The organism is Bacillus sp. YBWC18 (genome assembly GCF_002998775.1).
In the GTDB taxonomy this organism is placed as follows: Bacteria; Bacillota; Bacilli; order Bacillales; family Bacillaceae; genus Bacillus.
In genome coordinates this window covers 21,424-38,960 of sequence record NZ_PVRI01000006.1, presented here as the reverse complement: position 1 = coordinate 38,960, position 17,537 = coordinate 21,424, and the positions used below count along the sequence as shown (strand labels likewise).

The following is a 17,537-nucleotide window of genomic DNA, read 5'->3' as shown; positions in this document are numbered from 1 at the left end:
TGTTGGCGCCATGTTTATTTGCATGGCGGCATTGTTTTATATAGCGAAATATGTTCTTTTGGAGATACGTTATAGTAACAGCTTAATAATCCAATTTTCCCTCGATTTTCATCTTTCATTAACATAATAACTGCACTTACTTGTGCCAACGCTTCTACAATTAGAACACCTGGCAATACTGGATATTCTGGAAAGTGACCATTAAAGCACTCTTCATTAGTAGTAACATTTTTAATTCAAACTGCGCGTTTTCCCTCCTCTATTTCAAGAATACAATCAACTAATAAAAACGGATAACGATGTGGAATAATTTCTTTAATTTGTTGAGTATTGAACATGACTCCCTCTCCCTTTTTATATTTTCACAAGCGGATTTTCAATTATCAGTATTTTCAATTATCAGTATTTTCATTTTTAATTTTTGACAATATTAGTATCTGGTACTAATATTAGATTATAAAACTAAGTGTAATTATAGTAAAGGGGGAGAAACAAATGATGTCAAAAGCAAGAATTACAGCTATTGGTACCTATGTACCTGAAAAGAAATTAACAAATTTTGAGCTTGAGCAAATGGTCGAAACAAGTAATGATTGGATTATCCAAAGAACAGGAATTCATGAACGTAGAATAACTCGTTCTGATGAATTTACCAGTGATTTATGTGTGTCTGCTGTAAAAGATTTAATGCACAGATATAATAAAAAAGTTGAAGATGTAGATATGATTATTGTAGCAACTAGTACACCAGATTTCCCATTCCCATCTGTTTCCAGCATAATACAGGATCAATTAAATATAAACCAAGCAGGTGCTATAGATTTAAGTGCAGCGTGTGCAGGATTTGTTTATGCATTGCATACAGCAAACGGTTTAATTTCTTCTGGACTCCACAAAAAGGTATTAGTTATTGGAGCAGACACAATCTCAAAAATTACGGATTATGCCGATAGAAGTACATGCATTCTATTTGGTGATGGTGCTGGTGCAGTATTAGTTGAAAGAGATGAACAATCCAACGACTTCATTGGATTCCATCTAGGAAGTGATGGAAGAGGAGCGCAACATGTATATCGTTCTGGACTATCAAAAAAGGTCAATGATATTGAGTTAATCGATACTCAATGTCTTGTACAAAATGGTAGAGAAGTTTTTCGATGGGTTGTAAGAAATATTCCAGACAGCATACGAAAGATTTTAGAAAAAACACAAACGAGTTTAGATCAAGTTGATTGGTTTATACCCCATAGTGCTAACTTAAGATTGATAGAACCAATTTGTGAAAAATTAGAATACTCATTGGAAAAGACACTTTATAGCTTAGTCAATTATGGAAATACCTCTGCTGCTACAATTCCTTTAGCTCTTGACCTTGGAATCCGTGAAGGAAAAGTCAAAAATGGAGACCGAGTTCTTATGTACGGTTTTGGGAGTGGTTTGGTTCACGCAGGACAACTTTTAGAAATAAATTTTGACCAACTAATTAATGCTCCAACCCCGTTGTAATAGATTTTACATAATGATTAACAAAGAAATGAATTTGATTTTAAGAATTGGTTGCCAATTGACAACTCAGTTTGCTTATCTTCAATTATTGGGTGCGATAGTTAAAGATTACATTTTTTAGTAAACTGAAAGTTTGAAGGTGCGAACTAGGGATTATTTATATAAGAAAGGCTGTGAAGTTAATTAAGAGATTATAAAGCAATGCTATTTGATTTAGATGACACCTTACTTAATAGTGATAGGGTACCGCCAGCATTTCGGAAAAAAACCACGTTAAGCAAAAACATACAATAAGCCGTCCATATGGACAGCTTATTTACATAAAATTCGTTATTGGAAGTGCATTTTTGTCATTAATTACTTTGAGGGTATAAATTCAAATACATATTTTACAAATGATATATTAACATTCTATAATTAATTATAATGAATTTTTGGTGGGTAAGGAGAGATATGTATTGGTTATTTAACAATAAAGTTCTTTTAGCAGTTATTGTATTAACATTTTTAATTTCTATCTTAGCTTATCCGTTTAGTTATAACGAAATTCCAATACATTTTAATGGATGGAATGAGTCTGACTTAATTGTAAAAAAATATATCGGACTTTTTATTTCTCCAGTATGTATGATTATTGCCTATTATATGAATAAAATTTCAATTCAAGCTTTCTATGCAATATATTTATTTGCGATTCTTCAAATGGTAATAATTTATATGGCTATATATTAATTTAAATTATTATTTGATCTTATTCTAAGGAAAACATGAATACTTTATACAAACCTAATTAACATAACGTCTCATTTAACGGTAGCAAATATAGAGGAGGAACCCTACTCTCACAATGGACCCCCCTTTTTTTGTTCTATAAATCTATGCATTTTTTTATACATTCCTATCTGGCGCGGTTTTAGGGTCCTTGTTTGTTACTGGATTATCTTAAAAGTTGTATAAAATCTTGCATACTCTTAGCATGTTTTTTTCCGAAATTCTGGCGGTACCCCTTAGCGTGGGTTTTATGTCATTTGGTTGGCGGGACCCCATTCCTGGTATTGCCCGGAAGTTTATTTTTTGAACTTCCGTAAAAATCAAAACTATTGCACACACCACCTTCAAAAATCATTTCGTGTCACCGGTCAGCTCGTAATCATCTTTATCAAAAGAAACTGTCACTCTGTCCAAACGATTTCCACCAGGATACAAAGTAAGCTGTTGGTCAAATTTTATTCCAAAGGGTGAGACTGTTTGATGGATCAGGTTTAAAACCTTAAAACATTCCAAGTCAACTCCTTCTTTTAATTGATTCTTAAGATTAATAAGAATCAAACTTTCAACTTGTTCAAATTTAGGTTTACGAGTTGATATTCCCTGATCTTCACAGAGTTTTATCAACAAATTTTTATAATGATCTCTTTCTGCCATAAATACACCTCACTAAAAAATAGGGAATTAGCAAGATGAATAACATTTCTTCTGCCTGGAAAACTCAATTCTTTTATTCGTTTTTATATGACTTCTTATAACGATCTAACTTACTCTTAAATGTTTGGAATACTTCTTCTGTATCTCATCAGTACTTTTACAGACCTTACAACTTAAATCATGCCCTCCACCAACTACCTTTTATGGGATGACAGGGGAGTTATTCAAAAAACGTTTATCCTCTCAGATAAACAAGTAGAAGAAGAAATAAAAAAGACGGACCTAAAGTGACCGTCTTTTTTCCTTTTCATGTTTAGCCGCGTTCAGGGCGCAGTGCTTTTTCTAAAATAGCCAGCCCTTCGTTGACTTTTTCTTTTTCCTCGTCATTGAGCCGTTGCAGGGAATTTTTGATTTTTTCGTGTCCTTTTTGATAAATGCTTCTGAAAATATTTTTCGCTTCCTCCGTTAGTTCTACGACAATGATTCTCCGGTCACGCTCAGAGTGCTTTCGCTCAACAAAGTGAGACTGTTCTAGCCGGTCAAGCAGACCTGTCATATTGGACAAAGACGCGCCCATTTTTTCAGCGATTTCGGATACTTTGAGAGAGCCATGGTTATTGAGCAGCATGAGCACCTTCATTTGAGGCATACTCATATCGAGCTTCATCCATTCTGAAACATCTCCAAGACCTGCAGCTGTGAGTACTTTCATATAAAGCACCCATGTCTTTTTTTCCTCTGGAGATAGAATCTCTTCTTTTAATACAGTGGTGTCATGAATATTATATTCCACGCTTGTTCACTTCCTTTAAGCGGCTCTTTTCTCTATACTACTGATTTTTACTTCTAATTGAAAGGTTCGTCAAGCTTTTGAATGTTAAACTGCATGAATCAAGTGGTATTTGTTGTATAATAATGTTCAGTCTAAATAAATGAAGCAACCTAGAAAGTTGGGGAAAACATGTGGAACAAAAAAACGGGTATGACGATCTTAAAAATGCTTTTTCCGATCGTGATCATCCTTGTCTTAATTTTTGTCGCCAAGCAGGAGCTGAGCGGCCTTTCCATTAAAAAGACGTTTTATATTATTGACAGCTTGAATCGAATGGACTTGTTTATTCTTGTCTTTCTTGGACTTGTCGCGGTGTTATCGATGTCCTTATATGATTTTATTTTACGAAGAAGCCTTAATATGCCCATCAGCGGCTGGAAAACGATTCGCATTTCTTGGATTGCGAACTCCTTTAACAGTGTCCTTGGGTTCGGCGGTCTATCAGGAGCAGGGCTTAGAACGCTTCTATACAAGGAGTACATAACCGATACGAAAAAACTGCTGAAAGGCATTGCCCTTTTGACTTCCTCGGTCCTTTTGGGCTTATCTATTTTCAGTGATCTGATCTTGGTGAGGGTGCTTCCTGTTGAAAGTATTATCAGCCAAGAGCCGTGGCTATGGGCCTTTGTTATCATCTTTGCCTGTATTGTACCGATATATATCATCATGGCATCAATTCGAAAAAGCTCGATTGAGAGCGGTGAAAATGGACTGAAGCATCCAATTTACGCTTATATCGGTGCATCGTTTTTAGAATGGCTGGCAGCTGGTCTTGTCATGTACATGGCTGTCGTCTCTATGGGGATGAATGTCGATGTCCGGATTGTATTAGGCGTATTTGCGATTGCGTCAATCGGTGGTTTAATCAGTATGGTTCCGGGCGGATTTGGTTCGTTTGATCTCATCTTTTTACTCAGCATGCAGTACATTGGGTTTGATAAAGAGATGGTGCTGACGGCGCTCGTTTTGTACCGCTTCGTGTACTCGATTTTCCCGTTTATCCTTGGGCTTTGTCTAGCTGCTTACGATTTAACGGGAACGACGCTTAGACGTCTTGAAGGCAATCCGAGAATGGCACCTGCCATAGAAACAACGAACGTCTTAATTGTGTTGCACCGTGCTTTATTAATCCGTTTATTGTACGGATCATTATCAATTTTAACCTTCGGAAGCGGCTTGCTCATCATGGCGTCTGTTGTGCTTCCTGTCGATCGATTAGGCGTGATTACCAGCATTCCACGCTTTCTGTTATCAGGATTTAATGGTCTTTCTTTAATGTTCGGAATCATTCTGATGATATTGTCCATTGAAGTGTATAAACGAACAAAAAGATCGTACGTGCTGACGATGATCGCCCTAGCAGGCGGCTTTGTGTTTACTTTGTTAAAAGGATTTAACCTGAGTCTCATCTTTATTCTGCCAGTCATCATGGCTGTATTTTTCTCTCTTCGAAATCAATTTGTGAAGCAGCAGGCCCCTTATTCGTTGTATCAGTTTGTGGCGGCCGCCGCTGGATATTTACTCGTGCTGTTTAACTATAATGTCATCGGCAACTTTATTTGGACAAAAATTGGGCATTTCTTGAGTAAGGATTACCTGGTGCATAATGAACGGCATATCACGATGACGAGCATGATTGCTCTCATCGGTGTACCACTTTTCTTTTTCATTAGTAAATTGATTTTTAATAAAAAAGCATTTCCTATTGGAGAAATAGCAGATGAGGAAAAATTAAAAACGTTTTTAGAGGAAAAGGGCGGAAATGCCCTCAGTCATCTTGGCTTTTTAGGCGATAAAAAATTATTTTTCTCAAGTGATGGAGAGGCGATGCTTCAATTTGGACGAATTGGCCGCTGCGTCATTGTGCTCGGAGATCCCTCTGGACGTAAAGCGTCCTATCCACTTGTGCTTGAGGAGTTTTTACAGCAGACCGAAAAAGCAGGCTATCGTGTCGCTTTTTATCAAGTAGAACGGGAAGGGATGGCGCTTTATCATGACTTAGGCTTTCATTTCTTTAAGCTTGGAGAAGAAGCCATGGTCGATTTAGAAACGTTCTCTCTCTCCGGTAAGAAAAAATCAAATTTACGGGCTGTGGCCAATAAGTTTGAACGAGAAGGCTATACGTTTGAAATGCTGGAACCGCCTTTTTCAGATGAGTTCATTTCAACCTTAAAACAGATTTCTGACAGCTGGCTCGGAAAGAAAAAAGAAAAAGGATTTTCGCTCGGCTATTTTCAAGAAGATTATCTTCAAAAAGCACCGGTTGCGATTCTGAAGGATGAACAAGGGGAGATCATTTCTTTTGTGTCACTAATGCCGATGTATCAAGAAGGCGAGATTTCCATCGACTTAATGCGTCATATGCATGATGCACCGAACGGGATGATGGATGCGCTGTTTATCCACCTTTTTCAATGGGCGAAAGAAAAAGGCTACAAATCCTTTAACATGGGAATGGCGCCTTTATCAAATGTAGGGACGTTTCATCAGTCCTTCCTCACGGAGCGTTTGGCGAGTGTCATTTTCAACAACGTCAGATTTATGTACAGCTTCAGCGGATTAAGGTCGTTTAAACAGAAATATAAACCCGAGTGGCGCGGAAAATATTTAGCGTATAAAAAGAATACATCATTACCTGTCACAATGGTGCTTGTCACCAAGCTGATTGGGATGGACCCAAATCGCAACCGGCGTCCATAGATCCAAAACCTTTACCTTTCACTAGGTGAAGGTTTTTTTAGACAAAAGAATAGCAAAAGTGGTAAAGTTGAAGGGTAAGGGGGATGTAAATATGACATTAAATGAATGGTTTACAAAGGGATTAACTGAACGTACATATGTACACACCATGGAGAAAAACCGAGAAAATCTGCTCACGGTGTACAATCAGTACGCAATTCATCAAAAAGAAAAAGAGCTGCTTCAAAAGCTGCAAAAGAAAAAGCTCAGAGCGCTTGTTATCACAGCGGATTGGTGCGGGGATGCGATGGTCAATGTACCAATTTTCATGCGTATCGCGAGTGAAGCACTCATTGATGCGCGCTATTTCATTCGGGACGAGCATCTAGACCTGATGGATCAGTATTTAACGAACGGGACCGCAAGATCGATTCCGATTATCGTGATCATTGATCAGGACGGGAATGAAGTAGGAAAATGGGGGCCACGCTCAACAGAAGCACAGCGCTTTGTTGATGAGAAAAAACCAGACAAGGATGCACCTGATTTTGAAGAAGCTTTTCAAGTATTTGCGAAAGAAGCCGCACATCACTATACGACAGATCGTTATTTATGGAAAGATATTGAGAAAGAAATAGTAGAAGTTTTGGAAAAAATATAAACCAAAAGACTACTTCGCCGCAACGGGAAGTAGTCTTTTTTTATCTTGTTTTTGCGTCTCACCTACAAAACACCGCATAAAGATGTAGAAAAACCGCAGAATTCTACAAAAAACCGCAGAAAACCGCAAAGCATCACGATTTTCCCAACCATTTTTAGTTGAAAAACCTCATATGTGCCATGAAAACCTCAATTTTGCCCTTATCTAAAGGCTCATATAACGCACGTTGGTTTGCTTTTTCCCAATACAAGAGGCCCAGCAACTATAGTAATCTAGTTGTAATCTCCTTTGAACGAACTAAAAAACAAATGACGGAAAAGGGCTGGCGATCAATCTATGAAAAAAATCATTTATCTCGATCAAGAAAAAAAGAAGCTCGCTGAATCGAAAAAAAGAGAACAGCGTTCCATCAAATCACTTAGGCTGCTTGTGTTTTATGACGGGCAAAGTCCTTCATGTGCAAAAGCGATTGACTTGTTGAAAGCTCTCGATTGGAAGAACCGTATTCATTTTGAATCCTTTAGGCATTCGCAACTGCTCAAGCTGAACAAAATAAGTGAAGAGAAGGCAGAAAAACGAATCGTGTCTATTTCCTTAGCCAAAAACCAAAAAAATTCGGGGATCTATACGTGGCTGCGAATTGCCTGCAATATCCCTGCATTATGGGGAACGGTCCCATTCATCGTGCTCAGCATTTGGTTAGGCTTTGGACAGCATGCGTATGATTATTTTGCGAGAAAACGGTACATTCATTCTGTCAAACAAGTCACTCGTCCTGGTACAGATCAACAGAAGACCATTTAATGAATTGGAAAAGCATGACCTTCGATCGGCAGAAGGTCATGCTTTTTTGTAATAGGGAACATATGATGCTAAGTGATCAAGCAGCGTTCTCGTATAGGACATATATGCACGTTCGTCAAGCTCAGAAGCCGCATAGGAAAGCAAGGTTCTAAGAGCAAACAAGTACTCACTGTGCAGCTCATTTTGTTTAAAGTAAGGAAGGGCTGCTTCGATCAAATAGGTTTTCAAATCAAGAGGGTTTTCCTCAATCATCAATTTATAGATTTTGATCATATATAAACAATTTGGCTGAATACGAGGCTGTTTTAAGAGCTCGTGTATGTAGGGAAGTGCCTTTTTGCGGTCGTATTCAGCATATAATGTCGCAATTTCATACAATGTTTCACAGTAACGGTCTTCTATCTGTTCTTGATTAAAGTAATTGAGTGAATCTAGTAAATAAGGCACAGCTGAAGAGAAATCGCCTTCACGTTTTAAGAGCACCCCGTAATAAAAATAAGCCGTCATTTTAATATAGGCATCAGGATAAAGGGACGTGTGCATAATCACTTCTTTTAAATATTTCTTCGCCGTTTGAAAGGCTTTTAGTTCCAGTGAGATCACGCCATGAATGAGTGTACAGTGAATAATCCGCTTGAAATTGTTCTTTTGTCTATATAAATCCATCGCTTGATGTGTCGCTTCAAGCGCATCACCAAGATGTCCCATATTTCCGAGTGCTTTTGCATAGTGATAATATAGGTCACTTTGTTCAACAGACGCGTAAGAAAAGCAGCTCTCAAGTTTTTTTAAGCCTTCTTCAAGCTGACCATTTTTTATTAGATGAATGCCATCTAAATATTCGAAAATTTCTTTTTCTGTTTCAATAAAGGTTTTTTCAAACTTTTTAAGCACGCGGTGTGTTTTTAAGGCAAGCGGCTGTTTGTCCGTTAATAAATAAAATTGAAATAAGGACAGATGATACTGAATGCCTAAATCCAGCGAAAAGAACTGTTCCTCGTGCTGAATGATCATTTCTGCATTTTGTTCTGCCTGATCGAGTGCATAGAAATACATATTCATTTGAAACTCGTCCAAGAGTGACAGCAGGTGACGCGCCTTTTGTGACAGCGTTTCTTGACTGATGCCCAGCCGTTCAAGCAGTAAATTGATGGTATCTTGATTGGCCTCCTTTGAGCCATTTTCGATTTTACTTAAATGAGAGACAGAACAAATTCCTTCTGCCAATTCAGATTGGGTCATATTTTGTTTATAACGGTAGAGCTTGATGATTTGCCCGATATTGATTTTCATTCCATCCAGAAGCCTCCCTTCCAATCATGGGTTGAAAGCCTTTTGACAAAATAACCGAATCAGACAAAATGGGAATACCTGAAACCATTTCATCATCCTGGTTTTTTTATCAAAATTTGTTTAAAACGTAATATGATTGTAACATTACTTGAAAAAGTCAAACAACTTTTTAGCAGACAGGAAGGGAAACACCATTTGCAAATTGCCCTAAATGATGTTTATAATGTGAATGAGAATCAATTTCAATTAAGATTGATTGAAAGGATGACAGATATGCCAGAAATCAAACAACAAACAGAAGCGTTAACGATTCGAGACGCTGTCAGATATAGACGATCCATTCGAAAATTCAAAGAGACGCCGGTGACCATTGAGCAGCTTCAGCCGCTATTAGAGGATGCGGTCTATGCACCGAACCATAAAATCACGGAGCCATGGCGCTTTCTATATGCGGTGACGGATGAGGCCAAAGCAACTTTTGTTGATCGCTTCATTGCGTTCTTTCAGCGCAACAACCCAGATGCAAAGGAAGAAAAGATCAATCAATATAGAGATTACTTTTCTAAGGTCCCAGCGCTTTTACTAGTAGTGTTAAAGGAAGACGAGAATCCAGTGGTGAGAAATGATGATTTTGCCGCTGTGAGCGCGCTCATTCAAAACTTCCAGCTGCTTGCTTGGGATCAAGGGATCGGTATGGTCTGGAAGAGCGGCCGCATTTTATATGACAAAGGCTTTCAACAAGACATGGGCTTAAAGGAAAACGAGCGTTTTGCTGCGATCCTTCACATTGGTTATCCAGAAGAGGTGCCTGAGGTAAAATCACGTCAGAAAGCATCAAGTCTTTTAACTGAAATTCAATAAAAGAAAAGCAGACCGCTACTAAAGGGTCTGCTTTTTTACTTATTGTTTTTTGGCGCGCTGGTCGGCTGCTTTCATACGTGCCATTGCTTTTACGTCATTCGGATCTGCAAGTTCTTTGGAAAATTCAACATATTCGCCATCCGTCTCTTGTGCTGCAAGCTCATGATTGGATTTTTGGTGTTGGTCTTTTTTCAAAGCCTTTCCCTCCTTTACAAGATCACTTTAGTTATGTGCTTGTTGGAGTGGAATATCCATCTTATTTGTTTCTTTTTTCTGCTGCTCTTTCCGCTTTTTTGAATTCCTGCTGATACAGGACTTCCTGGGTTTTCTTCAGCTTTGAAGTTGGCTGGTGTTCTTTTTTCTTCATCAAAATTGCCCCCTCATCTCATTTCTAATAGGATGGGTGTTTTTGACAAAATTTATTCCTCTGAATGCAAAATGGTTTCTTTTAATTCAGGATGCAAAAAGTCATAAGAAGAAAGCAATGCCTTTTTCGGCAGCGCACGCTGGCCTTCTAAAACAAGTAATGACATTTCGCCAAGTGCCGTTTGAATGACAAAGGATGGGACCTTCAGCCAGTGGGGGCGGTGAAGGGCAGACGCAATCGTTTGTCCGAGCTGCTTCATTTGCACAGGATTCGGTGATGTGACATTGAGTGGACCTGAGATGTCGTCATGGTGTATCGCATAAGCAATAAGGTGTGCCACATCTTCGACATGAACCCATGAAACCCATTGCGAACCAGAGCCGATCGTCCCGCCGGCAAACAGCTTATATGGCAGAGTCATCAGTGGCATTGTACCATTTTCTCCTAACACGACACCAAAGCGTGTGTAGACGGTACGAATGCCAAGTGCTTCAATCTTTTGCCCCTCAGCTTCCCAACGCTTTGAGGTATGGCTTAAGAAATCAGTATCCGCAGGAGGTGATTCCTCCGTAAAATCTCCTGTTTGAGACGTGCCATAAATTCCGACAGCACTAGCTTGAATGAGCACAGATGGTTTCGATTCCTGCGCTTCTATAATGCGTCTCACTTCTTGTGTGGAATGAATACGGCTAGAGAGGATGCCTTCTTTTGCCTTGTCTGTCCAGCGGGTGAAAATGGATTTTCCAGCAAGGTTAATCCAGACATCAATGGCAGGCAGTTCATGCTCAGGCGCAGCACCTTCTGTCAGCCACTGCACATAGTGTAAATGATTTTGTTCGGATTCCTTTGGATTTCTTGTTAAAATATATAGATGATGTCCTTCAGCAGCGAGCACTTTTGTGACGTGCTGGCCGATAAAACCGGTTCCTCCGGTGATGGCGATATTCAATTGACATCTCTCCTCTCATATACATACCTATACCTTTCACGATTTTGAATCAGAAGAAACATCCTGACTGTATTAAAAAAGGAGTGATCACAGGATGCCCTATATTACAAAAATCTCCGCTCAGAAAAACAATACAGAGCGGGTGAACATCTTTCTTGATGAAAAGTACGCCTTTAGCGTTGATCTAGATGTGCTCGTCCAGCACGACTTAAAAAAAGGGAAAGAGCTGGACGAAGCAGAAATCATTGAAATTCAATTCGGTGATGCTGTGAAAAAAGGATTTCAGCAGGCCGTCGATTATTTATCCTACCGAATGAGATCGGTGAAAGAAGTGACCGATTATTTGACGAAAAAAGAAATTCCAGCGCCTGCTATTAGTGAAATTATACACAAATTAAAGCATTACAAGTATGTAAATGATCTTGAATTTGCGGAAGCCTATGTAAGCACCCACCGTAAAACGAACAGCAAAGGGCCGTCCGTCCTGAAAAAAGAGTTAAAGCTTAAAGGGATAGACGATGACACCATTGAACAAGCGCTATCGCAATATCCTGATGACTTACAGCTGGAGGAAGCCGTCAATCAGGTTCTCAAGCTTGTGAGAAAAGAAAAGAATCGTTCTGCAAAAGAGATCGAGCAGCGCATCAAGCTTCAGCTTCAGCGAAAGGGATTTTCGTTTGCGATCATTGATAAAGCCCTTCAAGAAGCCTATGATGGACAAGAAGAGGAAAAGGAAGAAGAAGCCCTCCTCTATATGCTGGAGAAGGCAAAACGCAAGGTAGGATATGACGGATCATTTGAAAAGAAGATGAAAGTGAAGCAGTTTTTATTCAGAAAAGGCTTTGATCTCGATACAATTGATCACGTTTTAGACAAAGGGGAATGACAGATGGAAAAACGTTATAGTGAGATGACGGAATACGAATTGAAGCAGGAAATTGCCTCTCTTTCTGAAAAAGCACGAAAGGCTGAGCAGCTTGGCATTGTCAATGAATATGCCGTCTTAGAACGGAAAATCGATATGGCCAAAGCCTACTTATTAGATCCCGCCCTCATTCAAACCAAAACGACTTATCAAATCAAAGATACAGACGAGCAATTTTACGTGGAATATTTAAATGGCGTATTTGCGTGGGGATACAGAGTATCGGCTCCAAATAAGGAAGATGCCCTGCCGATTTCAATGCTTACGATAAAGGACTGATCCAGCTGTAGGCAAACCCTCGCATTCGGTGTCAGGTCTGTACGCCGGTGCTCACGAATGTCAAATTCGCTCCGCTCCGGTGCTCGCCCTTCCTAGGGCTGCAAAGGTTTTCTATCACGCTGAAAAGAAGACAAAGGGTTAAAATAAAAATCATTTTAGCCCTTTGTCAACAATCTAAAGGACTGATCCTAAGATCAGTCCTTTTCTTTACTTCGAACGCTGTTTACGGACGTTGTTCTGAAGTACGATGTCGTGCTGCGTTTGCTGCGTTTCTCCGTTGACCTGAGAGGCAGAATGCTTTGCATTCGCCCATGGTTGAGGGTAAGCGGTTGTCCTTAATTGAACAAAGTCTTCCATATACGATTTCCCATTTGAACTCATATCTCAAGCACTCCCTTTGGAAAAATTAGCGTTTCCCTGATGCCCTCATACGTTCCTGTGGACGTGTATTCGTCTCACCATTCGGCCTTTTAGACGCATAAGCATCTGTGGCGCCTGGTTCGCCTTCAAATTTGTGATTCACTTGATTTGGAAAGCCTTTTGCTTTATTACGCATATCGATTCCCTCCAAACAATACAAATCATTTGCGTCTTTTGAAGACGTAAGGGTAGTATATGAAAAAAGAGGTTTTTTTAAAAAGGCACTTTCTGCTAGATGAAGGAGGAACCGACATGGAACAATACTTTGAGCGACTAACAGAACAACTCATGGAAAAAAACAATATGCTGACATATGAAGAAGCACGTACATGGGTAGAGCTGCTTTGGAGTGATTTTGAAACGACCTATGCAAAGGCTGGCCGCAAGTATAAAGGACAGGAAACAACAGAACGGATTGTCCAAGAATGGATTGAGAGCTACGGTGCACAGCTGCATTTATTTCAAAATAAACAATCAAAGGCAAACGAGCATCTGCAAGGGCAGAACAAAGGGCTGCTTCATTAAAAGAAGTGCCCGCTCATCTTTTTCAATAAATAGGAAAATATATAAATAAGCAAACAATTTTATGATACAATACCCAGTCTGTGATCGAAATTACAGGCTTTTTACAATGGTTAAACTTAAAATTACATTAAATTCATCTTACTGAAAATCACTGGAAATAAAACTTTGATATAATGGAACGATTAAAGAGACATGTAATTTATGGATAATAAAAAAGGGTTTCGTTTTCTGACAAAAAAGGAATAATGAACATAACAGACTATGTGAAAAAAGTGAAGAGAAGGTGCGATATGGAACGAGAATTGCTCTCTGTTATAATTCCTTCTTACAATGAAGGTGAAAACATCAGACGAATCTTTGAGGCACTCGAGGAAGAGTTTCGCGATTTTCATTATAACTTTGAAATCATCTTTGTGAATGATGGAAGCAAGGACAACACACTTCAATACATGAGAGAGCTCTCTCGCAAAAGTGCAAAGGTCAAATACATTTCCTTCTCGCGTAACTTTGGGAAGGAAGCCGCTATTCTGGCAGGACTTGAATATGCGAAGGGAGTAGCTGCGATCATCATGGACGCCGACCTGCAGCACCCAACGTATTTGATTCAGGATTTTGTCAGAGGGTATGAAGAAGGCTATCATCAAGTCATTGCCAAACGGAACCGTAAAGGAGACAGCAAGCTCCGCTCTTACTTAGCATCCATGTACTATAAAGTGATGAACAAGGTAGTAGAAGTGGACTTGCGTGATGGCGTCGGGGATTTCCGTTTAATTTCACGCCAAGCAATCGATGCATTGCTTCAGCTGAAAGAGGGAAATCGTTTTTCAAAAGGGCTTTTTTGCTGGATTGGGTTTGAAGAAAAGGTCATCTATTATGAAAATGTAGAAAGACAGCATGGTGATACAAAATGGTCACTGAAGAAGTTATTTAACTATGGCATAGATGGCGTCATTTCTTTTAACAACCGCCCGCTGCGTATTTGTTTTTATACTGGCATACTGATCTTATTCCTCTCTTTGATTTACATCGTGGCCACCTTTATTCAAATTGTCAGAACGGGCGTGATGGTACCGGGTTATTTCACTTTAATATCGGCTGTGCTTTTCCTCGGAGGTGTCCAGCTTTTGAGTCTAGGTGTGATTGGAGAATATATTGGCCGTATTTATTATGAAACGAAAAAGAGGCCGCATTATTTGATCCAAGAATCAAATGTTATGCAGCAAGAGACAAGCTCAAAGGAACAAGACCGAGTGTTAACACAGTTATTTAAATAACGTGGAGTCAAATAACCGGCAAGCACGAATCGCTTGCTGGGTTGTTTTGTTTCAAAGAACAGTGGATCTTTTGTGGAAAGGATTTAGATGATGAAACGTAGATGGATAATCATTGGAATGTGCCTCATTCTTGCTTTATTAGGACACTCCTTTTTCTTATATGAATATACGCAAGGCCGGTACATGACAGGAGATGGGGACGGCATCTCGCAAATGCTCCCATTTAAAAAGCTGCTTTACGACGAATATGTCAAAGGGAATTTCTTTTATTCCTATCAATTCGGTCTAGGCGGCGGTACATACACGCAATTAGGGTATTATTTCACAACGTCGACGGTCTTTATGGTGACAGTCGCTGTCGTCTGGCTGATGAATGCGCTTCATCTCATACAGTCAACGGACATTCATTTCTGGGCAAATGCTGTGATTTGGCTGAGCGTGATCAAGCTGACGCTCATTCTAATCATCGCTTACCGTGTGCTTCTTTCAATGGTTCAAAATAGACTAAGTGCATTGACAGGTGCCGCAATTTACGGACTGTCTATTGTGTATTTTCGGCATCAAACATTTTGGGAGTTTTTTACCGACAGCATGATGTGGCTTCCGCTGCTTGTGCTTGGGGTTGAACGGATATTCAAAACGGGTAAGCCGGCTTGGTTTATTTTGGCTTGCAGCCTGATGCTCATCAACAACTTTTACTTTGCTTATATTCATTTTATCTTTTTAGCGATCTATCTTGTTTTCAGATATATGATCAAGCTGCGAAGTGAGGAGCGCGGGTGGAAGGTGTTCTGGACGCTTGCGATCTCTACGCTGTTATCCTTTGGGAACAGTGCCGCTTTTTTTATCCCGTCTGTTTATGGCTTTCTCAATAATGTAAGACCACCATATGATCAATCTATACCTTGGTTTGATCTGCATGATCATCTGCTGTTTATGAGCAGGGTATATTTATTACCCGTGATTTTTCTGATTTGTCTGTTCCTCGTTCCGCTTTACCGGAACAGATGGTTTTTCATGTTCACATCCATCAGTATCCTGCTCATTATTTTTCACTTTAGCCCAAAGATGGCGAGCGTGTTTAATGGTTTTTCGGCACCGCAGTACAGATTTGAATACATTCTTGCCTTTACAGTTGGAGCGGTTGTTGCCATCATGATCAAGCATTTCTCACAAATCGAGTGGAAGTGGAAAAAGCGTGCGGTCTTAGGCGCTTGGATCGTGTTCCTTCTCGCAGTCGCTCTTTCAGAACGAGCAAAGGGAAACATGGATGTCGTTGTGTTTACAGGCATAGGACTGCTTGTGATCAGCTTGTTCTTCCTATGGATGCATGCGGAAAAACGTCAGCACCTTCGTCTCTTTTCAGCTGTGCTTCTTGCCATTAGCCTACTGACAGCAGGCGTGTATCAGCAGGAATACTTATCTGAAAGAAGCAATATAAAGAGCGTATCAGATACGTATCTGAATAGTGAGGCATATGCTGGACATGAGCAAATGAAGCTCATTCAGCAGATTCAAAGCCGCTCAAAAGATCCGCTCGCCCGGATTGATTGGATGAATGGCGTGCGAAACAATACCCCATTATTTGAAGGCTTCCAAGGCATGAGCGTGTATTCAAGTATATTGAATCAGCATTTGCTCAATTTCTACTGGAATGACCTGCAAATCGATATGGGAAGGGAAAGTGTCAGCCGTTATGCAACAATGGGGGACAGGGCGAATTTATACAGCCTGACCTACGGAAAGTATTATATGAGAAACAACATGATGCCTTACTCACCGCCAGCTTATTTTAAGCCAATTTTGAAAAGTGAGCATTATGAGGTATATGAAAATACTCGGTCACTGCCATTTGCAAGAACAACAAGCACCGTGTATTCAGAACAATCCTTAAAGAATGCCTCAGCACTTGATAAAGAGCATGCGATGCTGCAAGGCGTCATTTTAGACAAGAAAGGCAACGCTGAAATCGAGCGCGCAGCAAATCGCGTCAAAGATACGAATATCCATACGGAACAAGCTGTATACGAACACGGTGTGCTTGATGTATACGGGGAAATGGGCGGTCTGAATATCACACTGCCAGATGACATCGCTCGCGCTGGGGATGTGTATGTGAGCTTTTATGTGAAGCGGACCGACCGTAACGCAGGGTTTCAGTTATCCGTTGACGACTACGTCACCTCACGAAAAAGCAATACATCCATCTACAAAACAGGCGTAAATGAAGTGACGATTCGAGTCCCTGCGGAAAAGATCCTCTCCATTCGAGTACCAAAAGGGACATATGAGCTCAATCAAATGAAGCTGTATCAAGAACCTTACCGCGTCCTAGAAAAAGCATATGAAAAAGAAAAACAGGATGATGGCAGCCAGCAGGTAAAGCTTAAAAATAACCGCTTTACGATTTCATATGATAACAAGCGCGGCGATGATTACATGGTTCTTCCTGTTCCATATGAAAAAGGCTGGGAGCTCACGGTGAATGGACATCAAACCGATATTGAAAAAGCCAATTACACTTTTATTGGTTTTCCAATAGAAAAAGGCAAAAACGAGATTGTGCTAACCTACTATCCGCCTTATATTAGAATTCTTGCGTTGATTTCTTTGTTCAGTTTGATTGGTGCGATCCTATATGCATGGAGAAAACACAAGAAACACCACTTTTCATCATAAGTGGTGTTTTTTTATCTTTCTCAAAATTGATACAATCAACACAAAAGCATGAGAATGG

19 protein-coding genes and 1 pseudogene are annotated in these 17,537 nt (G+C 39.8%); 11 read left to right on the top strand and 9 right to left on the bottom strand.

From position 1 onward, the window contains the following. Positions 1-47 precede the first annotated feature (47 nt). Positions 48-338: pseudogene (gene fabZ / locus C6348_RS15915) on the bottom strand (3-hydroxyacyl-ACP dehydratase FabZ); the annotation flags it as partial. A gap of 157 nt (positions 339-495) precedes the next feature. Between fabZ and C6348_RS15910 the strand changes: the two are divergent. Both C6348_RS15910 and C6348_RS15905 read left to right on the top strand, forming a co-directional pair. Then, positions 496-1,506, top strand: coding sequence for a ketoacyl-ACP synthase III (locus tag C6348_RS15910; protein WP_075611048.1), 1,011 nt, complete (start codon positions 496-498; stop codon positions 1,504-1,506). Positions 1,507-1,959: 453 nt separating this feature from the next. Further along, complete coding sequence (locus C6348_RS15905; protein ID WP_075611049.1) at positions 1,960-2,238, top strand: DUF1648 domain-containing protein; 279 nt, start codon at positions 1,960-1,962, stop codon at positions 2,236-2,238. A 390-nt stretch (positions 2,239-2,628) separates the two neighbouring features. Here C6348_RS15905 and C6348_RS15900 read toward each other — a convergent pair whose 3' ends face one another. After that, positions 2,629-2,931 (bottom strand): hypothetical protein, encoded by a 303-nt coding sequence (locus C6348_RS15900; protein ID WP_095286102.1) that lies wholly within the window; start codon positions 2,929-2,931, stop codon positions 2,629-2,631. A gap of 313 nt (positions 2,932-3,244) precedes the next feature. After that, complete coding sequence (locus C6348_RS15895) at positions 3,245-3,724, bottom strand: MarR family transcriptional regulator (protein WP_003217817.1); 480 nt, start codon at positions 3,722-3,724, stop codon at positions 3,245-3,247. A gap of 168 nt (positions 3,725-3,892) precedes the next feature. Here C6348_RS15895 and mprF point away from each other — a divergent pair, with 168 nt between their 5' ends. The 3 genes from mprF to C6348_RS15880 all read left to right on the top strand — a co-directional run bounded on the left by mprF (position 3,893) and on the right by C6348_RS15880 (position 7,907). After that, positions 3,893-6,463: a bifunctional lysylphosphatidylglycerol flippase/synthetase MprF gene (gene mprF / locus C6348_RS15890; protein WP_034665032.1), complete on the top strand. Its 2,571-nt coding sequence runs from the start codon at positions 3,893-3,895 to the stop codon at positions 6,461-6,463. Between the two features lie 91 nt (positions 6,464-6,554). Beyond that, positions 6,555-7,103, top strand: coding sequence for a thioredoxin family protein (locus tag C6348_RS15885; protein WP_106043706.1), 549 nt, complete (start codon positions 6,555-6,557; stop codon positions 7,101-7,103). A gap of 336 nt (positions 7,104-7,439) precedes the next feature. Next, complete coding sequence (locus C6348_RS15880; RefSeq protein WP_066031146.1) at positions 7,440-7,907, top strand: thiol-disulfide oxidoreductase DCC family protein; 468 nt, start codon at positions 7,440-7,442, stop codon at positions 7,905-7,907. 36 nt (positions 7,908-7,943) lie between these two features. Here C6348_RS15880 and C6348_RS15875 read toward each other — a convergent pair whose 3' ends face one another. After that, positions 7,944-9,200: a transcriptional regulator gene (locus C6348_RS15875; RefSeq protein WP_066031145.1), complete on the bottom strand. Its 1,257-nt coding sequence runs from the start codon at positions 9,198-9,200 to the stop codon at positions 7,944-7,946. 273 nt (positions 9,201-9,473) lie between these two features. Here C6348_RS15875 and C6348_RS15870 point away from each other — a divergent pair, with 273 nt between their 5' ends. Then, a complete protein-coding gene (locus C6348_RS15870) occupies positions 9,474-10,061 on the top strand; it encodes a nitroreductase family protein (protein ID WP_060595825.1) in 588 nt (195 codons plus the stop codon). Between the two features lie 39 nt (positions 10,062-10,100). On the opposite strand, the gene C6348_RS15865 is transcribed toward C6348_RS15870, so the two are convergent. From C6348_RS15865 to C6348_RS15855, 3 genes are all read right to left on the bottom strand, one after another. Beyond that, complete coding sequence (locus C6348_RS15865; protein WP_034665021.1) at positions 10,101-10,256, bottom strand: YfhD family protein; 156 nt, start codon at positions 10,254-10,256, stop codon at positions 10,101-10,103. Between the two features lie 61 nt (positions 10,257-10,317). After that, positions 10,318-10,428, bottom strand: a complete 111-nt coding sequence (locus C6348_RS15860) for a YfhE family protein (protein ID WP_017358836.1) — start codon at positions 10,426-10,428, stop codon at positions 10,318-10,320. Positions 10,429-10,480: 52 nt separating this feature from the next. Beyond that, on the bottom strand, positions 10,481-11,377 hold the full coding sequence (locus C6348_RS15855) for a TIGR01777 family oxidoreductase (RefSeq protein ID WP_106043705.1): 897 nt from the start codon (positions 11,375-11,377) through the stop codon (positions 10,481-10,483). Positions 11,378-11,471: 94 nt separating this feature from the next. On the opposite strand from C6348_RS15855, the gene recX reads away from it, so the two are divergent. Beyond that, entirely contained in the window at positions 11,472-12,263 is a 792-nt protein-coding gene (gene recX, locus C6348_RS15850; protein WP_106043704.1) for a recombination regulator RecX, read from the top strand. Positions 12,264-12,266: 3 nt separating this feature from the next. Next, positions 12,267-12,581 carry a YfhH family protein gene (locus C6348_RS15845; RefSeq protein ID WP_106043703.1) on the top strand — a complete coding sequence of 105 codons (315 nt, stop codon included), beginning with the start codon at positions 12,267-12,269 and terminating at the stop codon, positions 12,579-12,581. Positions 12,582-12,788: 207 nt separating this feature from the next. On the opposite strand, the gene C6348_RS15840 is transcribed toward C6348_RS15845, so the two are convergent. Next, positions 12,789-12,962: a YpzG family protein gene (locus tag C6348_RS15840; RefSeq protein ID WP_003217811.1), complete on the bottom strand. Its 174-nt coding sequence runs from the start codon at positions 12,960-12,962 to the stop codon at positions 12,789-12,791. Positions 12,963-12,987: 25 nt separating this feature from the next. Beyond that, on the bottom strand, positions 12,988-13,137 hold the full coding sequence (locus tag C6348_RS15835; RefSeq protein WP_003217849.1) for a small, acid-soluble spore protein K: 150 nt from the start codon (positions 13,135-13,137) through the stop codon (positions 12,988-12,990). Between the two features lie 116 nt (positions 13,138-13,253). Here C6348_RS15835 and C6348_RS15830 point away from each other — a divergent pair, with 116 nt between their 5' ends. From C6348_RS15830 to C6348_RS15820, 3 genes are all read left to right on the top strand, one after another. After that, positions 13,254-13,526, top strand: coding sequence for a YfhJ family protein (locus tag C6348_RS15830; RefSeq protein WP_034665009.1), 273 nt, complete (start codon positions 13,254-13,256; stop codon positions 13,524-13,526). A 290-nt stretch (positions 13,527-13,816) separates the two neighbouring features. Then, positions 13,817-14,800 (top strand): glycosyltransferase family 2 protein, encoded by a 984-nt coding sequence (locus C6348_RS15825; RefSeq protein ID WP_034665005.1) that lies wholly within the window; start codon positions 13,817-13,819, stop codon positions 14,798-14,800. Positions 14,801-14,887: 87 nt separating this feature from the next. Continuing rightward, entirely contained in the window at positions 14,888-17,479 is a 2,592-nt protein-coding gene (locus C6348_RS15820; RefSeq protein WP_106043702.1) for a YfhO family protein, read from the top strand. The last annotated feature ends 58 nt before the right edge of the window (positions 17,480-17,537 follow it).